Raw genomic sequence first — 21,460 nt, forward strand, 5'->3', positions numbered from 1 at the left:
CAGAATGGGTACGCATTTTACGCCTCCGGCGCGTCCAGCGCGGCAAATCCGCCGTTTCCCTGCCAGCCTTCCAGGCGCTGATAGACGATGTTTACCGCGTCCTTAATCGGTTGAGTCATCGGATAATAAAACCCGACGATATCCGGCTGGATACCAACAAAAATCACCTCGCCGACATCCTCTTTCAGCTGATCGATAAGGTAGTTCAGCGGCATATTGTGGGTGGTCATCATAAACATTTCGGCGATATCATCCGGATCGATGATGCGGATCTCGCCCGGATTAAGTCCCATATCGGTGGCGTCGACAATCAACAGACGCTGCGGGCGCAGTTCGCGAATCGCCACAATGTCGTTTTCCGGCGCGCTGCCGCCGTCGATGACAACCCAGTTGCCCTTCGGCTGCGCCGCGCACATTTCCGCCAGTAACGGGCCTGCGCCGTCGTCGCCCATCATGCTGTTGCCGACACAGAGTAAAACGTCAGTCACGAAGCCTCCTCACCATCAGGTAGATGGCGCTTTCCTGATGAATGTCATGCAGCATACTGAGCATCAGTTTGCTCCATTCTTGCTGCTGCGGGGTCTGCGCGGCGCGCGCCTCATCAAACGCGCGCGCCAGCATTTGCACATGGTTGAAATCGATAACGATCTCGCCATACTTCGGCACGCCTTCCATTTTACGCCGGGCATCGCTACCGGCTTCCAGGGTGGCGATCCACGCCAGATACTCATCCCATGGGCAGGTGAGCGCGGCCTCCAGACAATCGATGACCCCCAGGTGGTGACCAATCGCCAGGCTGTAATAGACAACCTGCTGCGCCTCGGCAAGCGTCGCATCGTTCTCATCAATAAACTTACGGCTCAGTTGACTGAACACCACCTGTTCGCTCATCGGATACGCGCCTCTTCAACAACATGATTGAGATGGGTGACAATTTCGGTTAAACGCGGATCGTTTTCCGCTTCCAGCCAACGCGCCACTTGCTGCTCGCCCTGCCCCAACTGTGTCAGGTAATCATCGGCGATCTGACGACCATAGCGATAACCCGCCAGCCGGCGCGCCGCGCGATCCACCTTCACGCGCAGCGGCTGCACCATATCCGGATGCAGGATCTCTGCGGGCTGATCGTCCAGCTCACCCGGCGCGCGGGCGTGGATTTTCTGCTCCAGCAGGCCAAGCGCCATCGCAAAGCCATACAGCGTCGCCGCAGGCGTTGGCGGGCAGCCTGGAATATACACATCCACCGGTACGATTTTATCCGTACCGCCCCAGACGCAGTACAGATCATGGAAGATGCCGCCGCTGTTGCCGCAGGCCCCATAAGAGATACAGATTTTCGGGTCCGGCGCCGACTGCCAGGCGCGCAGCGCCGGAGAGCGCATGGCGCGGGTCACCGCGCCGGTAAACAGCAGAATATCGGCATGACGCGGCGACGGTACCACTTTGATGCCGAAACGCTCGGCATCAAACAGCGGCGAAAGCGTCGCAAAGATTTCGATTTCACAGCCGTTACAGCCGCCGCAGTCCACGCGGTAAACGTATGCCGAACGCTTAATATTTTTCAGTAGAGACGCCTTCATGCTGGCGATGGATTCATCCACCGTCATCGGTACCGGAATGCCGTTGGCGTCACGCGGGCCTAATAAATTGCTCATTAGCTGACCTCTTTCATATGGCGAGTCAGTTCAATACGGTCGGACGGCACCAGGCATTTCTGACGCTTACAGTCCGGGCAGGTCTCAAAGCTTTCGCGGTGGTTTTCCGCGCGGCTGTCGCCGTTGTGCGCAAGCAGCGCAATGGCGTAGTCAATCTCTTTCTGTACCGCGAAAGGACGATTGCACACGCGGCAGTTGCACAGCGCGAAGCGGGACTGTTGCAGGAAGTCTTCTTTCTTCCACACTGCCAGTTCGTACTCTTGCGACAGCTTGATCGCCGCCGTCGGGCACACCTCTTCGCAGCGACCGCAGAAAATGCAGCGGCCAAGATTGAACTGCCACGCCAGCTCATTGGTTGCCAGTAAGGTTTCCACCGTCAGCGCGTTCGACGGGCAGGCATTAACGCAGGCGGCGCAGCCGATGCACTGCTGCGGATTATGTTCCGGCTTGCCGCGGAAGTTTTTATCAACCGCAATCGGCTCCAGCGGATAAGACGAGGTCGCCGTGCCGGTTTTGATAACTTTTTTGATAAAGGTAAACATGGCGATTCCTTATTTCAGCGGCGAGTTTTTACGCTCAATGCTGTAGCGCTCAAGTTCTTTGTACGGCACGACTTTGCTCTTCTTCTTACGTACATCGACCACGGTCATCCGGTCGGTACAGGAGTAGCAAGGGTCGAGGCTGCCGATAATCAGCGGCGCATCGGAGACGGTGTTGCCGCGCAGCATATAGCGCAGCGTCGGCCAGTTGGCGTAGGTCGCCGCACGACAGCGCCAGCGGTAAAGCTTTTGGTTGTCGCCAGTCATGCTCCAGTGGATATCGTCACCACGCGGCGCTTCAGCGAAGCCGAGCGCAAAACGGTGCGGAATATAGGTAAAGCCTTCCACCATCAGCGGGCCGCCCGGCAGATTATCCAGACCGAAATCGATCATATTCAGCGAGGTGTAGACTTCGTTGATACGGACTTTCAGACGAGAAATCACGTCGCAACCCTGCTCGCTATGTACTTCCATCGGCAGCAGGCCGTAGCCGACAAACGGGTGGTCGGCGCGGGTGTCGCGGGCGTGACCGCTGGCACGCACCATCGGGCCGACATTACTGAAGTCGCGGGCAATTTCCGGGTCCAGACGACCGATACCCACGGTACGCTGTTCCATATTCGGCGTGCTCAGCAGCATGTCCACCAGCTCCTGCACGTCACGACGCATCTGCTGCGCCAGTTGACGGGTCTGGATCATGTCCTCTTTGAGCAGATCGCGGCGAATCCCGCCGATCAGGTTCAGGCCGTAGGTTTTACGCGCGCCGGTAAGGATCTCTGCCATTTTCATGGAGGTTTCACGCACGCGGAAGAACTGCATAAAGCCGGAGTCAAAACCGGTAAAGTGGCAGGCGAGGCCTAGGTTCAGCAGATGCGAGTGCAGACGCTCCACTTCCAGCAGAATGGCGCGGATCATCTGCGCACGCTCCGGCACCTGAATGCCCATCGCGTTTTCCACGGAAGTGGTGTAGGCAGTGCTGTGGGCGAAGCCGCAGATACCACACACGCGATCCGACAGGAAGGTGACTTCGTTATAACCCATGCGGGTTTCCGCCAGTTTTTCCATACCACGGTGGACGTAGAACAGGCGGTAGTCGGCGTCGATAATGTTTTCACCATCGACGAACAGACGGAAGTGGCCCGGTTCATCGGAAGTGACATGCAGCGGGCCAATCGGCACCACGTTATTTTTCTTGTCACCCAGCTCGTTAATGAACTCGTAGGTTTCCGCATCGGTGGTCGGCGCCGGGCGCTGACGATAATCCATGCTGTCTTTACGCAGCGGATAGAGTTCATCCGGCCAGTCGTCCGGCAGCACCAGACGGCGCTCGTCCGGCAGACCGACCGGGATTAAACCATACATGTCGCGTACTTCGCGCTCACCCCACACGGCAGCCGGCACGCGCGGCGTAACGGATGGGAATTCCAGCTTATTGACATCCACTTCAACGCGGACGGTAATCCAGCACTTCGTGCCCTGCTCCATCGACAGCACGTAATAAACGGCATAGTGGCCGCACAACTGGCGTTCGTCATTACCGAACAGCACCGACAACCACCCACCCTGCTGGTAGTAAAGAAACTCCACCACTTCCGGCAGATAGTTCACTTTTACCGTAATAGTCAGCTGATCTTTGGTCTGCCAGGCTTCGTCCAGCACGACGCCCGGAAACGCCTGGTGCAGCGCCGCAAGGTATTGTTGACCTAATTTTTCTTCAGACATGCTCAAACTCTCTTAAATCACGCCGCCAGCAAGGAGACGAAGGCTAAAAACGCAAACCCAAAACCGGCCCAGGTCACGCGTGAAGTGGCGCAAAAACGCAGTCGCGCCATGCTGTTTTCAAACAGGGCGATCACCAGTACGCCGACAATCAGCTTGACGACGGCAATCACCAGCGCCAGCAACAGTCCGCCTGCGCTGAAGGTTTCCATCTGTCCCCACGGCAAAAACACGCCGACGAACATTTGCAGCACCACCAGTTGTTTAAGGCTGATGCCCCATTTCAGCACCGCAAAGCCGCTACCGCTGTATTCGGTCAACGGCCCTTCCTGCAACTCCTGCTCCGCTTCCGCCAGGTCGAACGGCAGCTTGCCCATTTCGATAAAGGTGGCGAAGGCGCAGGCGCACAGCGCCAGAATCAGCGGAATACTGCGCGCGACAGGCCAGTGATAAATGGTATCGGCGATATTGCTGATATGCGTTGAACCCGCAACCTGCGCAGCAACCCACAGACCCAGCAGCAGAATCGGCTCCACCAGCACGCCGAGCATCGCTTCACGGCTGGCGCCGATCGCAGTGAACGGACTGCCGGTATCCAGGCCTGCAATAGAGAAGAAGAAACGGGCGATGGCGAACAGGTAAATCAGGGTGATTAAATCACCCAGTTGCGGCAACGGAGATCCAACGGTGACAACCGGCAGCGCGGTGGCGATAGTCAGCATCACGCCGACCATCACAAACGGCATCAGGCGAAAAACCCAGCCAGAATCAGCGGGCGCAATACTCTGACGACCGAGCAGTTTGATAATGTCGCGGTACTCCTGCAACACGCCCGGCCCACGGCGATTGTGTAGACGGGCGCGCGCCACGCGAGTAATACCGGACAGCAATGGCGCAACGGCAAATAGCACCAGCGCCTGAATTAACGGATAAAACACACTCATTTTCAGGCTCCTCGTGAAACCACAATCACCACCAGCACCGCCAGCTCAATCAGCGCCAGACGACGGAACAGCACCGCGGCCGCCGCGTTCTGCCAGCCCGGTACCAGCGATACCGGGTTAAGCCATTTACGCAATTTGAGTACCGGGGCAAAGGCCTCTTTCACCGGCATGGCGAAACCGTGCGCGGTAATCACCATCGACTGCTCATGGTCGTAGCCGCACACCCAGGCCGCGCCGCGAGAACGCGACGGCAGACGGTTGCCTTTGAACATCGCCATAATGATGAATGGCAGTAGCGGACAGGCGACCAACAGCAGCGTGATCATCGGCTGCGATACGGTGGTGTGCGCGGTTTCCAGCGGCAACGGTACCGCAGTGGAAATCATCGGCAGCAGCCACGGCGCGGCAACCCCGCCCAGTACGCAGCAAACCGCCAATGCCACCACGCTGACGCCCATCAGGATCGGCGCGCAGCTGGCATTTTCAGCTTCCTTCGTGCGCGGCGCGCCAAGGAACGTCACGCCATACACTTTCGCCATACACATCACCGCCAGCGCGCCGGTAATCGCCAGGCCAACCGCCAGCAGCGGTCCTAACAGACGACCAACAAACGCGCCGCTGTTGCCCAGTTTGAAGAAGGACTGGTAAATCACCCACTCGCCGGCAAAGCCGTTCAGAGGCGGCAGCGCCGCCATCGCCATCAGACCGACCAGCATGGCGATAGAAATAACCGGCATCCGTTTACCAATACCGCCCAGTTTTTCGATATCGCGATGACCGGTACGGAACCAGATGCTGCCCGCGCCCAGAAACAGCACGCTTTTGAACAGGCTATGGTTCAGCAGGTGATAGAGCCCGCCGGTCAGACCCAGCGCGATCAGTACCGGCTGATTGAGAGCAATCCCGGTAACGCCTGCGCCCAGACCGAGCAAAATGATGCCGATATTTTCCAGCGTGTGATAGGCCAGCAGGCGCTGAATGTTATGCTCCATCAGCGCGTACAAACCACCGACAAAGGCGGTGATCATCCCAAGCACCAACAGCGCCACGCCCCACCACAGCGGCGCATTGCCGCCAAGCAGAGATAGCGTGAGAATGCCCAGCAGCCCGATTTTCATCACCACGGTCGAGAACAGCGCGGCGGCGGGAGCGCTGGCGTTGGCGTGCGCCTGCGGCACCCAACCATGTAGCGGGATAATCCCGGCCAGCAGACCAAAACCGATAACGCCGAGCAGCCAGATATCGGAGCCCAGCGGCAGTTGCTGAGCGCGTTGATCCAGCAGCCCCAGATCCAGCGTGCCGTAGCGCTGCCACACCAGCCAGCAGGCGATTGCCAGCAGCAGCGTACCGAGACGGCCCAGCGCAAACCACAGTTTGCCCTCTTTGCTACCGCCGGTGAGGAACACGGCGCAGAGCGCCATGATTTCCGCCATTACCACCATCGTCCCAAGATTACTGGCGACCACGGCGCAGACGGCTGCCGCCATCAGCAGGTTGATCAACAGTCCGTTGGCTTTTACCTGTGGATGGCGATGCCAGTCGATATTGAACAGGCTGACGAACAGGCCGCACAGCCCCAGCGTAATCAGCCAGATAGCATTCAGCGGCGTTATTTGCAGCATGTGGCCGGTAAACGGCATCACGCCGCTCACCGTAACGGCGCTGGTCAGTGCGGTGAACCCCGCGCCAGCCGTATACAGGCTGCCGACCACGCCGCCGATACCGGCAATCCAGCCACTCAGCGCTTTATGAAACGAAAACAGAAACGCCAGAACGGCGGCGGCGGCAAACCACGCGACGCCGCTAGTAATCAGTGAAAGTGAACTCATTATGCATCCCCACTCTGAGCCTGCTGAAACAAGGTGAGATCGCCAAAATCGGTATTAAACGTCAGCTCACGTTTACGTTTGCTGGCGCGGGCGATATCCGTGTTATCCACCAGGTGTAGCGCTTTAGTCGGGCACATCCGCACACAGGCCGGGCCTTGCTCGTCAAAGCTGCACAGGTCGCATTTCACCGCGATAGCGCGTACGCCCGGCACCCAGTCGAGCAACGTACTGACGCGCGCAGGCGCTGGCGGCGCGGGCGGCGCTTTCGGCGTATTGGCGTTCGCCGGAATATGCAGCGGACGGCTGCCGGAAAACTCAATAGCGCCAAACGGACAGGCAATACCGCACAGTTTGCAGCTCACGCACAGGCTTTCATTAAGCTGGACAGCGCCGTCAACGCGATTAATCGCGTTAACCGGGCATACCGTGGCGCATGGCGCATCTTCACAGTGGTGACAGAGCTGCGGCGCAGATTCTTTTTCATTCAGCATCACTTTCAGGCGCGGCATTGACTGCAGGCCATGCTGGCGATGCGTCTCTGAACAGGCGGCCTCACAGGTGTGGCAGCCGATACAGAGAGTGGAGTCAGCAATTACAAAACGATTCACCAGGCATTCCTCAGGTGATTGTCATTTTTGACGAAAACATGCCGTTGAAATGTCATTTTCGACACTTATCGACACGCCCATCCCCAAAACATTCATGACATGGCGCAACGCCACATCGCGAATCAAAGCGGGCAACGCCTCAGGCTTATACAGCCGGGCTGTGTCCCTTTACCAATTGACGCAAATTAACCGGCGAGTTGGTTTCTACAGCGGTATAGAGGCTGTCGTAAACGCTGGCGATTTTTTCCAGATAGTGCTCCAGCACCTGCTCGCGATCGCGGTTGTTAACCCGTTCATCAACCTTGCCGTCGATATCGAGCTGCGCCTGTGCAATCAATTGCTTATCTTCGCCATCTTTGGTTTCAACGTAGTACTCAATGGTGTGGCTGTTAAAACCATCCGCCAACGCGACGTAAATACGAAAGTGCTCAAACAGGACAAAGCAAAGATCCCTTTCCGGCGCGCAGCTCATTGCGTGATGCAGGCGCGCTTTCGAGAGGGTGATCCCCTGAACCAGCGAGTTGCAGTAAATATGCCACTGGTCCTGTAGGCGACGATGCCGTTGCGCGATGTAATCGGCCTTTTCGCTTATTTCCCAAATAGTCATGTCAGGTTACCCGTTTAACAGAGATGCCTGCGTTAAGCATTTTCCATGCCAATTTTTAACTTATTGTTTTTAATGGCAGACGAGCACAGTCACTGCCGTTTCGACGCGGTGACGACATGTCATTTCGTCATCGTCGACATTAACCTGCCAGGGGATAAAAATATTGGCATAAATATTGCTTTACAGGGGCAACCACTACGGGAGGCGATATGCACGAAATCACCCTCTGCCAACGGGCACTGGAATTGATTGAACAACAGGCTTCAGCATACGGTGCAAAACGTGTGACAGCCGTCTGGATCAAAATTGGCGCATTTTCTTGCGTGGAAACCAGCGCTCTTTCCTTTTGTTTTGATCTGGTATGCCGCGGCACGATAGCAGAAGGTTGTAAACTGCACCTCGAAGAACAGGAAGCCGAATGCTGGTGTGAGCATTGTCAACAATATGTCACGTTGTTAACCCACCGTGTACGTCGTTGTCCGCAATGTCATAGCGATACGCTGCGAATTGTGGCCGATGACGGCTTACAAATTCGGCGCATAGAGATTGATGAAACTGAAGATTAATGCCGGATAGACGCTCGCGTCGCCATCCGGCAGAAAGCCTGTAACAAGAAAAAGATCAGGAGTAAGCGATGTGTACGACTTGCGGTTGCGCTGAAGGCAACCTTTATATAGAAGGCGATGAACATAATCCGCACTCAGCGTTTCGTAGCGCGCCCTTTGCCCCAGCGGCTCGCCCGGCGCTGAATATTACCGGCATTAAAACGCCTGACTTTGCCCCAAGTCAGACCGCAGAAGGCGATCTGCATTACGGCCACGGCGAAGCCGGAACCCACGCGCCTGGTATGAGTCAGCGGCGGATGCTGGAGGTTGAAATCGACGTGCTGGACAAAAATAATCGTCTGGCTGAGCGCAACCGCGCCCGTTTTGCCGCCCGCCAGCAACTGGTGCTCAACCTGGTGTCCAGCCCCGGGTCCGGTAAAACCACCCTGCTGACCGAAACGCTGATGAAATTGAAAGACCGTGTACCGTGCGCGGTGATTGAAGGCGACCAGCAGACAGTGAACGACGCCGCCCGCATCCGCGCTACCGGCACGCCCGCCATTCAGGTCAACACCGGTAAAGGCTGCCATCTTGACGCGCAAATGATCGCCGACGCCGCGCCGCGCCTGCCGCTGGATGACCACGGTATTCTGTTTATCGAAAACGTCGGTAATCTCGTCTGCCCGGCCAGCTTCGATCTGGGCGAAAAGCATAAAGTCGCAGTGCTTTCCGTGACCGAAGGTGAAGATAAGCCGCTGAAGTATCCCCATATGTTTGCCGCTGCGTCGCTCATGCTGCTCAATAAAGTCGATCTGCTGCCCTACCTCAATTTTGACGTTGAGAAGTGCATCGCCAGCGCGCGTGAAGTGAACCCGGAGATTGAAATTATCCTGATTTCCGCCACCAGCGGCGAAGGCATGGATCAGTGGCTGGCCTGGCTGGAGGCGCAGCGATGTGCATAGGCGTGCCGGGTCAAATCCGCGCCATTGACGGCAATCAGGCAAAAGTTGACGTCTGCGGCATTCAGCGCGACGTCGATCTCACATTAGTCGGCAGTTGTGATGAAAACGGTCAGCCGCGTCTGGGTCAGTGGGTGCTGGTTCATGTCGGATTCGCCATGAGCGTCATTAACGAAGCGGAAGCGCGCGACACGCTCGACGCGCTACAAAATATGTTTGATGTTGAGCCGGACGTCGGCGCACTGCTGTATGGTGAGGAGAGATAATGCGTTTTGTTGACGAGTACCGTGCGCCGGAACAGGTAATGCAGCTCATTGAACACCTGCGTGAACGCGCCGCCCTTCTTCCTTACACTGCCGAACGTCCGTTGCGCATTATGGAAGTCTGCGGGGGTCATACCCACGCAATTTTTAAATTTGGTCTCGATCAGTTACTGCCCGAAAACGTGGAGTTTATTCACGGCCCCGGTTGTCCGGTCTGCGTGCTGCCGATGGGACGCATCGACAGTTGCGTGGAAATCGCCAGTCATCCGGAGGTGATTTTCTGCACCTTTGGCGATGCCATGCGCGTGCCGGGGAAACAGGGTTCTCTGTTGCAGGCTAAAGCGCGCGGCGCGGATGTGCGTATTGTTTATTCTCCGATGGACGCGCTGAAGCTGGCGCAGGATAACCCGACCCGCAAAGTGGTATTTTTCGGGCTGGGCTTTGAAACCACCATGCCGACCACCGCCATCACGCTACAGCAGGCAAAACAGCGTGACGTGCGAAACTTCTACTTTTTCTGCCAGCACATTACGCTGATCCCGACGCTGCGTAGCCTACTGGAGCAGCCGGACAACGGCATTGACGCCTTTCTTGCGCCAGGCCACGTCAGCATGGTCATCGGCACCGAGGCGTACCAGTTTATCGCCGCCGATTTTCATCGCCCGCTGGTGGTAGCTGGATTCGAACCGCTTGATCTACTGCAAGGCGTGGTCATGCTGGTTGAGCAGAAAATAGCGGCCCTAAGCCAGGTTGAAAACCAATACCGTCGCGTGGTGCCGGATGCCGGAAACATGCTGGCGCAGCAGGCCATCGCCGATGTGTTCTGCGTTAATGGCAACAGCGAGTGGCGCGGTCTGGGCGTGATTGAATCCTCCGGCGTCCACCTGACGCCAGAGTATCAGCGCTTTGACGCCGAAGCGCATTTCCGCCCAGCGCCACAACAGGTCTATGACGATCCGCGCGCCCGCTGCGGCGAAGTGCTGACCGGCAGATGCAAGCCGCATCAGTGCCCGCTATTTGGTAAAACATGTAATCCAGAGACCGCGTTCGGCGCGCTGATGGTCTCTTCCGAAGGCGCATGCGCCGCCTGGTATCAGTATCGTCAGCAGGAGTGTGAAGTTTGAACAATATACAACTCGCCCACGGCAGCGGCGGCCAGGCTATGCAACAGTTGATTAATAGCCTGTTTATGGAGGCCTTTGCCAACCCGTGGCTGGCGGAACAAGAAGATCAGGCGCGTCTGGAGCTGGCGCAGCTGACGGCGGAGGGCGACCGTCTGGCGTTTTCTACCGATAGCTATGTGATCGATCCGCTCTTTTTTCCCGGCGGCAATATCGGCAAACTGGCGATTTGCGGTACGGCGAACGACGTAGCGGTGAGCGGCGCGATCCCCCGCTATCTCTCCTGCGGCTTTATCCTTGAAGAAGGGCTGCCGATGGATACGTTAAAAAGCGTGGTCAATAGCATGGCGGCGACCGCGCGGGAAGCGGGTATCGCCATTGTAACCGGCGACACCAAAGTTGTGCAGCGCGGCGCGGCGGACAAATTATTTATCAACACTGCCGGCATGGGGGCGATTCCCGCCGATATTCACTGGGGCGCGCAAACGCTGAGCGTTGGCGATGTGCTGTTAGTCAGCGGTACGCTTGGCGATCACGGTGCCACTATTCTCAACCTGCGTGAGCAACTGGGACTGGATGGCGAGCTGGCGAGCGACTGCGCAGTATTAACGCCGCTTATTCAGACGCTGCGTCATATTGACGGAGTGAAGGCATTGCGTGACGCCACGCGCGGCGGCGTGAATGCGGTCGCCCATGAGTTTGCGGCGTCCTGCGGTTACGGTATTGAATTGTCCGAATCCGCACTGCCGCTCAAACCTGCCGTGCGCGGCGTCTGCGAGCTGTTGGGGCTGGATGCCCTGAACTTTGCCAACGAAGGAAAACTGGTGATTGCCGTTGAACGGCAGGCCGCAGATCGGGCGTTGGCGGCATTACGCGCGCATCCGCTGGGACGTGATGCAGCGCTGATTGGCGAAGTCGTGGAACGCAAAGGCGTTCGCTTAGCCGGACTCTATGGCGTGAAGCGAACCCTTGATTTGCCACACGCCGAACCATTACCTCGTATATGCTAGCAGCCTGTTGGCAGCATACTGTAGGCCGGATAAGACGCATTTGCGTCGACATCCGGCATTAACGCTGCATTAACGCCTGATGGCGCTTTGCTTATCAGGCCTACGGAGTGTGTGACCAGCGAGTTTGCGGTCAGCCATCCGGCAATAACTTACGACTTATACCTATAATTCATTTACCGTTTTCGCACCGTTTTGCGGTATTTTCCTGGAAAAGCAACATGTCGTATACACCCATGAGCGATCTTGGACAGCAAGGCTTGTTCGATATCACTCGTACCTTATTGCAGCAGCCCGATTTGGCGTCGCTCAGTGAAGCGCTTTCGCAACTGGTAAAGCGTTCAGCGCTCGCCGACAGCGCCGGCATTGTGCTATGGCAGGCGCAGTCGCAACGCGCACAATATTATGCGACGCGAGAAAATGGCCGTCCTGTTGAATATGAAGATGAAACCGTACTGGCGCACGGCCCGGTACGTCGCATCCTTTCTCGCCCCGATGCATTGCACTGTAATTTCCATGAGTTTACCGAAACCTGGCCGCAGCTTACCGCGAGCGGCCTCTACCCTGAATTTGGTCATTACTGTCTGCTTCCTTTAGCCGCGGAGGGCCGTATTTTCGGCGGCTGCGAATTCATCCGTCAGGAAGATCGCCCCTGGAGTGAAAAGGAATATGACCGTCTGCATACGTTTACCCAAATTGTCGGCGTGGTCGCCGAGCAAATTCAAAACCGGGTAAACAATAATGTCGATTATGATCTGTTGTGCCGCGAACGCGATAACTTCCGTATTCTGGTTGCGATCACCAACGCCGTCCTGTCGCGTCTGGATATTGATGAGCTGGTAAGCGAAGTCGCAAAAGAGATCCACCACTATTTCAATATCGACGCGATCAGCATCGTGTTGCGCAGCCATCGCAAAAATAAGCTGAATATCTACTCCACCCACTACCTTGATGAGCATCATCCGGCGCACGAACAGAGCGAAGTCGACGAAGCCGGCACGCTCACGGAGCGCGTCTTTAAAAGTAAAGAGATGCTGCTTATCAACCTCAACGAACGCGATCCGCTTGCTCCCTACGAACGCATGCTGTTCGATACCTGGGGCAATCAGATCCAGACGCTTTGCCTGCTGCCGTTGATGTCCGGCAAGACGATGCTTGGCGTGCTCAAACTGGCCCAGTGCGAAGAAAAAGTGTTTACCACCGCCAACCTCAAGCTGCTGCGTCAGATTGCCGAACGAGTAGCCATTGCCGTGGATAATGCGCTGGCCTATCAGGAAATCCACCGACTGAAGGAACGCCTGGTCGACGAAAACCTGGCGCTCACGGAGCAGCTTAATAACGTCGACAGCGAGTTTGGCGAGATCATCGGGCGCAGCGAAGCGATGTACAACGTGCTAAAGCAGGTTGAGATGGTGGCGCAGAGCGACAGTACCGTGCTGATTCTGGGCGAAACGGGAACCGGTAAAGAGTTGATTGCCCGCGCCATTCACAACCTGAGCGGACGTAGCGGGCGCAGGATGGTAAAGATGAACTGCGCCGCGATGCCGGCGGGGCTGCTGGAAAGCGATTTGTTTGGTCATGAGCGCGGCGCGTTTACCGGCGCCAGCGCGCAGCGGATTGGCCGTTTCGAGCTGGCGGATAAAAGCTCGCTGTTTCTGGATGAAGTGGGCGACATGCCGCTGGAGCTACAGCCTAAGCTGCTGCGCGTCCTTCAGGAGCAAGAGTTTGAACGTCTCGGCAGCAATAAACTGATCCAGACCGACGTGCGGCTGATCGCCGCGACTAACCGCGATCTGAAAAAAATGGTCGCCGATCGCGAATTCCGTAACGATCTCTACTATCGGCTGAATGTTTTTCCGATCCAGCTTCCTCCGTTGCGCGAACGTCCGGAAGATATTCCACTACTGGTCAAAGCGTTCACTTTCAAAATCGCCCGCCGAATGGGGCGTAATATCGACAGCATTCCCGCCGAAACGCTGCGCACGCTTAGCAGCATGGAATGGCCGGGGAACGTTCGCGAGCTGGAGAATGTCGTCGAGCGCGCCGTGCTGCTGACGCGCGGCAATGTGCTACAACTGTCGCTGCCGGATATTACCGCCGTAACGCCCGATACCTCGCCTGTTGCGACTGAAAGCGCCAAAGAAGGCGAAGATGAATATCAGCTTATTATACGCGTGCTGAAAGAGACCAATGGCGTAGTGGCTGGACCAAAAGGCGCGGCGCAGCGTCTGGGGCTTAAACGAACCACCCTGCTGTCGCGTATGAAGCGATTGGGTATTGATAAAGACGCGTTAGCGTAACGGGTTGCCGGATCTGATCCGGCCAGGAGATGATGCGCGCCGTAGGCCTGGCGCTTCCCCTTCACTTCTTGCGCTGATATTTTTCCGGCAATTCCGGAACGGGGCGCTTATCGTCGATAAGGTGCCGCACGGTCAGGACAGGATGCCGCCAAAGCATTCGCGGACCTGCCCAACGCATAATCTGCTTCATCTCCTCGCGTTTAGCCGGCTGATAGCAGTGCACCGGGCACTGCTTACAGGCGGGTTTTTCCTCGCCAAATACGCATTTATCAAGACGTTTTTGCGCGTAGGCGAACAGCGCGTCGTAATGCCCCTGCACCGCTGACGCCTGTGGGCACTGGCTTTCATACAGCGCGATCATTTTTTTGATCGTCAGTTTTTCACGAGCGATACGTTTACCAGGCATCGTGCTCTCTCCGAACATTAAGGTGCATTTATTTTACATCTTATCCCTCTTTAGCACTATCACTGCATATCGTCGCCATTACGCAAATAAGAATTATTTTCATTTATTCATGCCTTGTGCTATATAACATAGCAAAGGCTATATTCGATGATTAATTAACCACATTGTTGCGAGGGATACTATGACGAATCTACATCGTCTGAAAACACTCCTGCTTGCCGGTATTGTCGCGATACTCGCGCTATCGCCAGCCTATGCAAAAGAGAAATTTAAAGTCATCACCACGTTTACCGTTATTGCCGACATGGCGAAAAACGTGGCGGGCGACGCAGCGGAAGTCAGCTCGATTACCAAACCCGGCGCTGAAATCCATGAGTATCAGCCAACGCCCGGCGATATTAAACGAGCGCAGGGGGCACAGCTTATCCTCGCGAATGGTCTGAACCTGGAGCGATGGTTTGCCCGCTTTTATCAGCACCTTTCCGGCGTGCCGGAAGTCGTCGTCTCCACCGGTGTCAAACCGATGGGCATTACCGAAGGCCCGTATAACGGTAAACCGAACCCGCACGCCTGGATGTCGGCAGAAAACGCGCTGATTTATGTCGATAACATTCGCGACGCCCTGGTGAAGTACGATCCGGATAATGCGCAGATCTATAAGCAAAACGCCGAGCGCTATAAAGCGAAAATTCGCCAGATGGCCGATCCGTTGCGTGCCGAACTGGAAAAAATTCCCGCCGATCAGCGCTGGCTGGTCACCAGTGAAGGCGCGTTCTCTTACCTGGCGCGCGATAACGACATGAAAGAGCTTTATCTCTGGCCAATTAACGCCGATCAACAGGGAACGCCAAAACAGGTGCGTAAAGTGATTGATACTATTAAAAAGCACCATATTCCCGCCATCTTTAGCGAGAGTACGGTTTCCGATAAACCGGCCCGTCAGGTCGCGCGTGAATCCGGCGCGCATTATGGCGGCGTGCTGTATGTCGATTCTCTGAGCGCCGCTGACGGCCCTGTGCCAACCTATCTGGATCTGCTGCGCGTCACGACCGAAACCATCGTCAACGGCATTAACGACGGACTGAGGAGTCAACAATGAGTCAATCTGCGATTACCGTTGATCAGGTCACGGTGACGTATCGCAACGGTCATACCGCCCTACGGGACGCCACTTTTCAGGTGCCTGGCGGTTCAATCGCCGCGCTGGTAGGCGTAAATGGTTCCGGTAAGTCTACGTTATTTAAAGCGTTAATGGGCTTTGTGCATCTTGCGCAGGGCGATATCACTATCCTGCAACAGTCAGTCAACAAGGCGCTGAAAAAAAACCTCATTGCTTATGTTCCGCAATCGGAAGAAGTGGACTGGTCATTTCCGGTGCTGGTAGAAGATGTGGTGATGATGGGACGCTACGGCCATATGGGCTGGCTACGCCGTCCCACTGCGTATGATCACGCCTGTGTTGACGCCGCGCTGGGGCGGGTAGATATGCAGGAGTATCGTCACAGGCAGATTGGCGAGCTGTCCGGCGGGCAGAAAAAACGTGTGTTTCTTGCCAGGGCCATCGCTCAGGATGGACAGGTAATCCTGCTGGATGAACCTTTTACCGGCGTGGATGTAAAAACCGAAGCGCGAATCATCGATCTACTGCGGGAACTGCGCGATGAAGGCCGCACGATGCTGGTCTCAACGCATAATCTCGGCTCCGTCACCGAGTTTTGCGACTATACGGTAATGATTAAAGGAACCGTACTGGCCAGCGGCCCTACCGAAACCACGTTTACCGCCGCGAATCTGGAACAGGCGTTTAGCGGCGTTCTACGTCATATCGCGTTAAGCGGAGGTGAAGAGCACATCATCACCGATGACGAGCGCCCCTTTATTTCCCGGCGCGTGGCCAGCGGAGGAAAATCGTCATGAACTGGCTTGTTGAGCCATTTGGCTACCAGTATATGCTCAACGCGATGTGGGTCTCCGCGATGGTGGGCGGTCTGTGCGCGTTTCTCTCCTGCTATTTGATGCTCAAAGGCTGGTCGCTCATTGGCGATGCGCTATCTCACTCTATTGTGCCTGGCGTCGCTGGCGCCTGGATGTTAGGGCTGCCCTTCTCGCTCGGCGCGTTTCTTTCCGGCGGACTGGCGGCAGGCAGTATGCTCTTTCTTAACCAACGCTCACGCCTGAAAGAAGACGCGATTATCGGGCTTATCTTCTCCTCTTTTTTTGGCGTCGGCCTTTTTATGGTGTCGCTCAATCCGATGTCGGTGAATATCCAGACGATTATTCTCGGCAACGTGCTGGCGATCGCGCCAGCGGATATTGCGCAACTGGCGATTATCGGCGCAGTCTCGCTGACGATTCTGCTGTTAAAGTGGAAAGATCTGATGGTCGTCTTTTTCGATGAAACCCATGCGCGTTCTATCGGGCTTAATCCGGGTCGACTAAAGCTGTTGTTTTTCACTCTATTGTCCGTCTCTACCGTGGCGGCCCTGCAAACCGTTGGGGCGTTCCTGGTAATCTGTCTCGTCGTCACGCCGGGCGCGACGGCCTGGTTACTCACCGACCGTTTTCCACGTCTGCTCATGATTGCCGTCGTGATTGGCAGCCTGACCAGTTTTCTGGGCGCATGGCTTAGCTACTGGCTGGATGGCGCCACGGGTGGAATTATTGTCGTCATGCAAACCTTACTGTTCATCACAGCCTTTATTTTCGCCCCGAAACACGGTCTGTTAGCCAACCGTCGACGCGCCCGCCTGCAGAAGGAGCCGACATGTTCTTAACAACGTTACTGGAACCCTTTCAGTTTGATTTTATGGTGAACGCCCTTATGGTTTCGGTCATTGTGGCGATTCCCTGCGCCTTACTGTCCGTGTTTTTAGTGTTAAAAGGCTGGGCGTTAATGGGCGATGCAATGAGTCATGCGGTATTCCCCGGGGTCGTGCTGGCATATATTGTGGGGATCCCCCTGGCGATTGGCGCCTTCATTGCCGGATTATTTTGCGCTATCGCGACCGGCTATCTGGACGATAACAGCCGCATCAAACGTGATACGGTGATGGGCATCGTCTTTTCCGGGATGTTTGGCGCAGGTCTGGTGCTCTATGTTTCTATTCAATCGGAAGTGCATCTGGATCACATCCTGTTTGGGGATATGCTGGGCGTATCGCTGGGGGATATCGTACAAACGTCAGTTATTGCACTGGGTATTGCGTTAATCATAGGGCTGAAATGGAAAGATCTCCTGCTACACGCTTTTGACCCGCACCAGGCGAAAGCCAGCGGGCTGAATACCACGCTACTGCATTATGGCCTGCTATGTATGATTGCGCTGACTATCGTCGCCACGCTGAAATCGGTGGGCATTATTCTGTCAATCTCACTACTTATCGCCCCCGGCGCAATTGCCATTTTGCTGACGCGACGCTTTGCGCGCGCGCTGGGATTAGCGGTGAGTCTGTCAGTTATTACCGCTTTTGCGGGCGTCTATCTGTCTTTTTACCTTGATAGCGCGCCAGCGCCGACCATCGTGGTATTATTTGCCATCGTGTTTATTGTGGTATTTATTTACGCAACATGGCGCGACAGGAGTAATGAAATCGTACCAGAGGCGCAAGGTTAACACTTTTTTGCCTGCTATTCAGGAAACATACGGTCATAATATAGAGTAGTTTTATGGCGCTGGAAGGATTTCCTCTGGCAGGCAACCTCATAATTTCATTACGGTTTAAGTAAAGACTTATATTCAGCTATCCTTTTTTTATGAGCGGATATAGAGAGTTTTTTATCGTTTAGCATAACGGCATTGTTATCGAATCGCTCATAAAGCGTTTCATTCTTTTTGTTTACTATACTGCTTCCCGCCGCCGGATTGGCCTCCACATATTCATTTAATCGTTGTACGCCTTGAGTATGTTTGTAAAAACTCACCGGCAGATAGCGGTCTGCTTTATCGGACGGGAGAAAAGGTTCTTCACCACACAGACGTTCACAAATATTATCTTCATGAATTTTTACTAAGTTCATAAATTCAAGCTGAAGTTTTTTGGCGAGCGCCAGGCTAAAAATACCGCATTCAGAAGAGCTTCGTTGAATGTCCAGCTCGACCATAGCAAAATAACAATCAGGCAGTTGTTCACGTTCAAGAGCTGCTTTGGTCCTCAACGCCAGTAAAGCAGGTCCAAAAGCGCTACACGCTGCTGGTTCGAACAAAATCACCGATGTCTTTCCGTCCATAACTCTAAAATCGACGACTGAAATATGGATACCTGAACTTCCCATATTTACGAGAAATCGGGCAGATTCAACGCCTTCCATTCTGGTCTCCTTTATAGAGGAAACAAGCTCATGGACTGACATAACAAATTTAAGATTTAACTCTGGATACTTCTTATTGGCCTGTGCAACAAGAAAAGGCATCATTTCGAGATCGGTTTCCTCGTAACTGATATGAATCCAGCTGCCATCTATAATTTCACTTTCCAGACGCTCAACAATACAGGTCAATGCTTCGGTGTTTAGCTCCCCGCTGACGTCAGGCTGAGGCGATAAACTCGCCCCCATATTACGAGTCGTAGGACTTAGCATACTTTTCCCTCCACATGATAGCTCCTGCACCGAAAATATCATCTTTAACTTTTCAGATTCAATATATTGCCTGCAAAAATATGCCTCAATGATTGAGCCAGGCTACCAACCACCTCCGGATGATTATATATAAGAATTACTACTCAAAAAATCTTTTTTATAATAAAAGCTCAACACATGGTCATAAATGATAAAAAATATTTTAATTCATTCCTACCGCAATCGGTAACGCGCAATTATCGTCAGGTACAGCAGGGTTATGTGCAAAAGCAGTGCGCTGTAAATGCGCGTCTAGTTTCAGTCCCCGGAACAGCGATAGCGGTGAAGAGTCCATCCCCAAACGATACATAACCTTCTTACGATAAATACTGACGGTTTTTGTTCCCAGACCAAATTTTTTCGCCAGTTCAATTGCCGGATGTCCGGAGGATAATAATATCAGCAGCGCATATTTCGCCTGCGTGACACCGGGAGGTAGATTCCACCAGGCGTATTGATTGATATTAAACAATACCTCTTCCGGCGTCTCGCCGGCATTAAAAGCATACGTAGCAGCCACGGTTTTCTTTTGTGGCCTGTGGCAGAAACGCAGCCAGGCTTCCGGAAGACGGAGCTTCTCTCGCTCCGAGCGGATAGCGCAGGATAGTTCGTCTTTTAAAACATAATCCATAACGCCAAAATATTGCAGCACACAGCGATCGATATAATACAAGCGATCTGCCACTACCAAAACTTTACGGTTCTGCAACCGCGTCAGCAACGCATGAAAAAGATAAACATGCTCATGCGGGTTCAAAGCTAAAATCAGCCCGGCGTCCGGCATATCGGATAGGGAATGCAAAAGTGCAGTTAATGAGTTACACGTTTTAACGCACTTTTCCGGATATTTTTGCTTAAAAATAGACTGTAGGGCATAACAATTAGTCCAGTTAATACCGTATATAATTACATTTCTCATTTATTTATCCTTTTTTGAAAACTGACCACAGCTTCGGTAATGATTTTTCTTCCTGGGCGACTACTGCGCAAGTAGATAACGCCTTCTTACTACAAAGGTAATAAGACCAGATACGTTATTACATGCGCAATGTCGTTACCGAAATGAATTCCTTTTACAAATCTGATAATGATTAAATTTGCTGTTTTACTTTACTGTAATCTCTTAGAGTACAACGATTGCCCGGCGCCTGGTGGCCATGTATGTCTGACAATGAACGCTTTCGATTCCCTTTCATTAACTACATATCACTGGTGTAGCGATACTGAAATATACACTACGATTAAAAAAATATTTGGTATCTGTAACGCAAACAGATAGTAACGTTTAAAATAATTTCACAAATCAATGGTTCATTGTACGCATAAAGCTAAGCGGTGTAATCTTAAAATGCCGTTTAAAAATAGCGATAAAATAAGAAGGCGTATCATAGCCACACATCGTCGCGACTTGTGAAATATTTCCAGCCCCCATACGTAATAATTTTATAGCCTGATTCATACGAGCATCCAGGTATATTTTGCTAAAACTCACCTCTTCAGCGGCCAGTTTTCGCTTCAGACTTGATACGCTCATAAACAGCTTTCCTGCCACCTCAGCCTGTGACCATTTGCGGGTGAGATCGCTGATAATAATGTTATAAACTTTCTCTTTTGTCGTAATTTTTATTGCTCGCTCAAGGAAATCAAACCCACCGGGCTTACGTACAAATGCCGATATAAGATACATCAATGAGAAATATGAATAATCATGATCATCAATACTCACATTACTACAAACCCGTGGACATGCCACACCATGCAAAATAGAGTCAAAAGTATCACTCATCCCTGGCAACAAGTCCGCATGAAAAAAATACTTTGGTTTCGTTTTTAATGATAGCTCTCGATCATTATAGTTTCTTGTACTGTAAAAAACTTTGTAGAATTTTTGCATTAAGTCATAGGAAACTTCCAGTGAAGAAAAATCAATATGCCCTTCTATTTCGCTCATACTAAGCGTGATTGTTTGATCTTTTTCCAATAAAAATAAACACGGCGCAGATTGTTCGATGAACTCCCCAAATTCGTTTTCAATTCGCAAACTGCCTTTATTAAGTTTAAACAATAAGCAGTTTGCGACATAATAGTCTCTTACGTCAGCTAATCCATTTATTAATGGAAATTTGTTCGGCTGTTGAAGGTGATTATTGCTAATGGCCTCAACTGATTTATTCATTGAAGGCAATACCATATTTTATCCTGTGTGCTATAAGGAACTCAAAATCGTTATATTCTTATAAACAAATAATTAAAACTCACAGAGATGATTTAAATCCGATTTTTTTATTATTATAGCCAATAATTACATTCCAACGCGCGTTCATTTCGTCACAAAAAGATA

At 53.4% G+C, this 21,460-nt stretch carries 23 protein-coding genes; 10 read left to right on the forward strand and 13 right to left on the reverse strand.

The genetic code is table 11. From position 1 onward, the window contains the following. Positions 1 to 17 precede the first annotated feature (17 nt). The 9 genes from hycI to hycA form a co-directional block, all read right to left on the reverse strand. Complete coding sequence (hycI, locus tag J4613_RS18720; protein ID WP_000132983.1) at positions 18 to 488, reverse strand: hydrogenase maturation peptidase HycI; 471 nt, start codon at positions 486 to 488, stop codon at positions 18 to 20. Beyond that, entirely contained in the window at positions 481 to 891 is a 411-nt protein-coding gene (locus J4613_RS18725) for a formate hydrogenlyase maturation HycH family protein (protein ID WP_111742253.1), read from the reverse strand. The genes hycI and J4613_RS18725 overlap by 8 nt, the downstream gene beginning before the upstream one ends. After that, a complete protein-coding gene (gene hycG, locus J4613_RS18730) occupies positions 888 to 1,655 on the reverse strand; it encodes a formate hydrogenlyase subunit HycG (RefSeq protein ID WP_000067419.1) in 768 nt (255 codons plus the stop codon). The genes J4613_RS18725 and hycG overlap by 4 nt, the downstream gene beginning before the upstream one ends. Continuing rightward, the gene (hycF, locus tag J4613_RS18735; protein ID WP_000493773.1) at positions 1,655 to 2,197 is read right to left on the reverse strand and encodes a formate hydrogenlyase subunit HycF; all 543 of its coding nucleotides are present in this window, start codon (positions 2,195 to 2,197) and stop codon (positions 1,655 to 1,657) included. The genes hycG and hycF overlap by 1 nt, the downstream gene beginning before the upstream one ends. A 9-nt stretch (positions 2,198 to 2,206) precedes the next feature. Further along, positions 2,207 to 3,916, reverse strand: coding sequence for a formate hydrogenlyase subunit HycE (hycE, locus tag J4613_RS18740; RefSeq protein WP_045718295.1), 1,710 nt, complete (start codon positions 3,914 to 3,916; stop codon positions 2,207 to 2,209). Positions 3,917 to 3,933: 17 nt separating this feature from the next. Continuing rightward, on the reverse strand, positions 3,934 to 4,857 hold the full coding sequence (locus J4613_RS18745) for a respiratory chain complex I subunit 1 family protein (RefSeq protein WP_079899031.1): 924 nt from the start codon (positions 4,855 to 4,857) through the stop codon (positions 3,934 to 3,936). A gap of 2 nt (positions 4,858 to 4,859) precedes the next feature. Continuing rightward, a complete protein-coding gene (hycC, locus tag J4613_RS18750) occupies positions 4,860 to 6,686 on the reverse strand; it encodes a formate hydrogenlyase subunit 3 (RefSeq protein WP_080169758.1) in 1,827 nt (608 codons plus the stop codon). Continuing rightward, a complete protein-coding gene (gene hycB, locus J4613_RS18755) occupies positions 6,686 to 7,294 on the reverse strand; it encodes a formate hydrogenlyase subunit HycB (RefSeq protein WP_001079163.1) in 609 nt (202 codons plus the stop codon). The genes hycC and hycB overlap by 1 nt, the downstream gene beginning before the upstream one ends. Before the next feature lie 145 nt (positions 7,295 to 7,439). Continuing rightward, positions 7,440 to 7,901, reverse strand: a complete 462-nt coding sequence (gene hycA / locus J4613_RS18760) for a formate hydrogenlyase regulator HycA (protein ID WP_000158074.1) — start codon at positions 7,899 to 7,901, stop codon at positions 7,440 to 7,442. 209 nt (positions 7,902 to 8,110) lie between these two features. Between hycA and hypA the strand changes: the two genes are divergently transcribed. The 6 genes from hypA (at position 8,111) to flhA (ending at position 14,096) form a co-directional block, all read left to right on the forward strand. After that, positions 8,111 to 8,467, forward strand: coding sequence for a hydrogenase maturation nickel metallochaperone HypA (gene hypA, locus J4613_RS18765; RefSeq protein ID WP_000544461.1), 357 nt, complete (start codon positions 8,111 to 8,113; stop codon positions 8,465 to 8,467). A gap of 68 nt (positions 8,468 to 8,535) precedes the next feature. Continuing rightward, the gene (gene hypB, locus J4613_RS18770; RefSeq protein ID WP_000337636.1) at positions 8,536 to 9,408 is read left to right on the forward strand and encodes a hydrogenase nickel incorporation protein HypB; all 873 of its coding nucleotides are present in this window, start codon (positions 8,536 to 8,538) and stop codon (positions 9,406 to 9,408) included. Beyond that, positions 9,399 to 9,671 carry a hydrogenase 3 maturation protein HypC gene (hypC, locus tag J4613_RS18775; RefSeq protein ID WP_000334871.1) on the forward strand — a complete coding sequence of 91 codons (273 nt, stop codon included), beginning with the start codon at positions 9,399 to 9,401 and terminating at the stop codon, positions 9,669 to 9,671. Before hypB ends, hypC begins: the two co-directional genes overlap by 10 nt. Then, positions 9,671 to 10,792, forward strand: coding sequence for a hydrogenase formation protein HypD (hypD, locus tag J4613_RS18780; RefSeq protein WP_001212959.1), 1,122 nt, complete (start codon positions 9,671 to 9,673; stop codon positions 10,790 to 10,792). Before hypC ends, hypD begins: the two co-directional genes overlap by 1 nt. After that, complete coding sequence (gene hypE / locus J4613_RS18785) at positions 10,789 to 11,799, forward strand: hydrogenase expression/formation protein HypE (RefSeq protein WP_001059950.1); 1,011 nt, start codon at positions 10,789 to 10,791, stop codon at positions 11,797 to 11,799. The genes hypD and hypE overlap by 4 nt, the downstream gene beginning before the upstream one ends. A gap of 218 nt (positions 11,800 to 12,017) precedes the next feature. After that, positions 12,018 to 14,096: a formate hydrogenlyase transcriptional activator FlhA gene (gene flhA / locus J4613_RS18790; protein ID WP_000122696.1), complete on the forward strand. Its 2,079-nt coding sequence runs from the start codon at positions 12,018 to 12,020 to the stop codon at positions 14,094 to 14,096. 61 nt (positions 14,097 to 14,157) lie between these two features. On the opposite strand, the gene J4613_RS18795 is transcribed toward flhA, so the two are convergent. After that, positions 14,158 to 14,502: a nitrous oxide-stimulated promoter family protein gene (locus J4613_RS18795; protein ID WP_001117938.1), complete on the reverse strand. Its 345-nt coding sequence runs from the start codon at positions 14,500 to 14,502 to the stop codon at positions 14,158 to 14,160. A gap of 181 nt (positions 14,503 to 14,683) precedes the next feature. Here J4613_RS18795 and sitA point away from each other — a divergent pair, with 181 nt between their 5' ends. Genes sitA through sitD form a run of 4 tightly spaced genes read left to right on the forward strand, consistent with a single transcriptional unit; the run spans position 14,684 to position 18,115 of the window. Continuing rightward, positions 14,684 to 15,601 carry an iron/manganese ABC transporter substrate-binding protein SitA gene (sitA, locus tag J4613_RS18800; protein WP_000182931.1) on the forward strand — a complete coding sequence of 306 codons (918 nt, stop codon included), beginning with the start codon at positions 14,684 to 14,686 and terminating at the stop codon, positions 15,599 to 15,601. Further along, complete coding sequence (gene sitB, locus J4613_RS18805) at positions 15,598 to 16,419, forward strand: iron/manganese ABC transporter ATP-binding protein SitB (protein WP_000083159.1); 822 nt, start codon at positions 15,598 to 15,600, stop codon at positions 16,417 to 16,419. Before sitA ends, sitB begins: the two co-directional genes overlap by 4 nt. Then, positions 16,416 to 17,276 carry an iron/manganese ABC transporter permease subunit SitC gene (sitC, locus tag J4613_RS18810; protein WP_001104336.1) on the forward strand — a complete coding sequence of 287 codons (861 nt, stop codon included), beginning with the start codon at positions 16,416 to 16,418 and terminating at the stop codon, positions 17,274 to 17,276. The genes sitB and sitC overlap by 4 nt, the downstream gene beginning before the upstream one ends. Beyond that, a complete protein-coding gene (gene sitD, locus J4613_RS18815; protein WP_000480210.1) occupies positions 17,267 to 18,115 on the forward strand; it encodes an iron/manganese ABC transporter permease subunit SitD in 849 nt (282 codons plus the stop codon). Before sitC ends, sitD begins: the two co-directional genes overlap by 10 nt. Before the next feature lie 98 nt (positions 18,116 to 18,213). Here sitD and avrA read toward each other — a convergent pair whose 3' ends face one another. The 3 genes from avrA to hilC form a co-directional block, all read right to left on the reverse strand. Then, a complete protein-coding gene (avrA, locus tag J4613_RS18820; protein WP_077905364.1) occupies positions 18,214 to 19,122 on the reverse strand; it encodes a type III secretion system YopJ family effector AvrA in 909 nt (302 codons plus the stop codon). Between the two features lie 160 nt (positions 19,123 to 19,282). Next, positions 19,283 to 20,038 carry a transcriptional regulator SprB gene (gene sprB / locus J4613_RS18825; RefSeq protein WP_001246659.1) on the reverse strand — a complete coding sequence of 252 codons (756 nt, stop codon included), beginning with the start codon at positions 20,036 to 20,038 and terminating at the stop codon, positions 19,283 to 19,285. Positions 20,039 to 20,422: 384 nt separating this feature from the next. Next, positions 20,423 to 21,310 (reverse strand): invasion transcriptional regulator HilC, encoded by an 888-nt coding sequence (gene hilC, locus J4613_RS18830; protein ID WP_000243998.1) that lies wholly within the window; start codon positions 21,308 to 21,310, stop codon positions 20,423 to 20,425. Between the last annotated feature and the right edge of the window lie 150 nt (positions 21,311 to 21,460).

It is taken from the genome of Salmonella sp. 32020114201800008SM (assembly GCF_017572025.1).
GTDB lineage: Bacteria > Pseudomonadota > Gammaproteobacteria > Enterobacterales > Enterobacteriaceae > Salmonella > Salmonella enterica.

Coding starts and splice junctions, on each gene's coding strand:
- J4613_RS18725 (WP_111742253.1), bottom strand. CDS start 891: ATGAGCGAACAGGTGGTGTTCAGTCAACTGAGCCGTAAGTTTATTGAT.
- hycG (WP_000067419.1), bottom strand. CDS start 1,655: ATGAGCAATTTATTAGGCCCGCGTGACGCCAACGGCATTCCGGTACCG.
- hycF (WP_000493773.1), bottom strand. CDS start 2,197: ATGTTTACCTTTATCAAAAAAGTTATCAAAACCGGCACGGCGACCTCG.
- hycE (WP_045718295.1), bottom strand. CDS start 3,916: ATGTCTGAAGAAAAATTAGGTCAACAATACCTTGCGGCGCTGCACCAG.
- J4613_RS18745 (WP_079899031.1), bottom strand. CDS start 4,857: ATGAGTGTGTTTTATCCGTTAATTCAGGCGCTGGTGCTATTTGCCGTT.
- hycC (WP_080169758.1), bottom strand. CDS start 6,686: ATGAGTTCACTTTCACTGATTACTAGCGGCGTCGCGTGGTTTGCCGCC.
- hycA (WP_000158074.1), bottom strand. CDS start 7,901: ATGACTATTTGGGAAATAAGCGAAAAGGCCGATTACATCGCGCAACGG.
- hypA (WP_000544461.1), top strand. CDS start 8,111: ATGCACGAAATCACCCTCTGCCAACGGGCACTGGAATTGATTGAACAA.
- hypB (WP_000337636.1), top strand. CDS start 8,536: ATGTGTACGACTTGCGGTTGCGCTGAAGGCAACCTTTATATAGAAGGC.
- hypC (WP_000334871.1), top strand. CDS start 9,399: ATGTGCATAGGCGTGCCGGGTCAAATCCGCGCCATTGACGGCAATCAG.
- hypD (WP_001212959.1), top strand. CDS start 9,671: ATGCGTTTTGTTGACGAGTACCGTGCGCCGGAACAGGTAATGCAGCTC.
- flhA (WP_000122696.1), top strand. CDS start 12,018: ATGTCGTATACACCCATGAGCGATCTTGGACAGCAAGGCTTGTTCGAT.
- J4613_RS18795 (WP_001117938.1), bottom strand. CDS start 14,502: ATGCCTGGTAAACGTATCGCTCGTGAAAAACTGACGATCAAAAAAATG.
- sitA (WP_000182931.1), top strand. CDS start 14,684: ATGACGAATCTACATCGTCTGAAAACACTCCTGCTTGCCGGTATTGTC.
- sitB (WP_000083159.1), top strand. CDS start 15,598: ATGAGTCAATCTGCGATTACCGTTGATCAGGTCACGGTGACGTATCGC.
- sitC (WP_001104336.1), top strand. CDS start 16,416: ATGAACTGGCTTGTTGAGCCATTTGGCTACCAGTATATGCTCAACGCG.
- sitD (WP_000480210.1), top strand. CDS start 17,267: ATGTTCTTAACAACGTTACTGGAACCCTTTCAGTTTGATTTTATGGTG.
- avrA (WP_077905364.1), bottom strand. CDS start 19,122: ATGATATTTTCGGTGCAGGAGCTATCATGTGGAGGGAAAAGTATGCTA.
- sprB (WP_001246659.1), bottom strand. CDS start 20,038: ATGAGAAATGTAATTATATACGGTATTAACTGGACTAATTGTTATGCC.
- hilC (WP_000243998.1), bottom strand. CDS start 21,310: ATGGTATTGCCTTCAATGAATAAATCAGTTGAGGCCATTAGCAATAAT.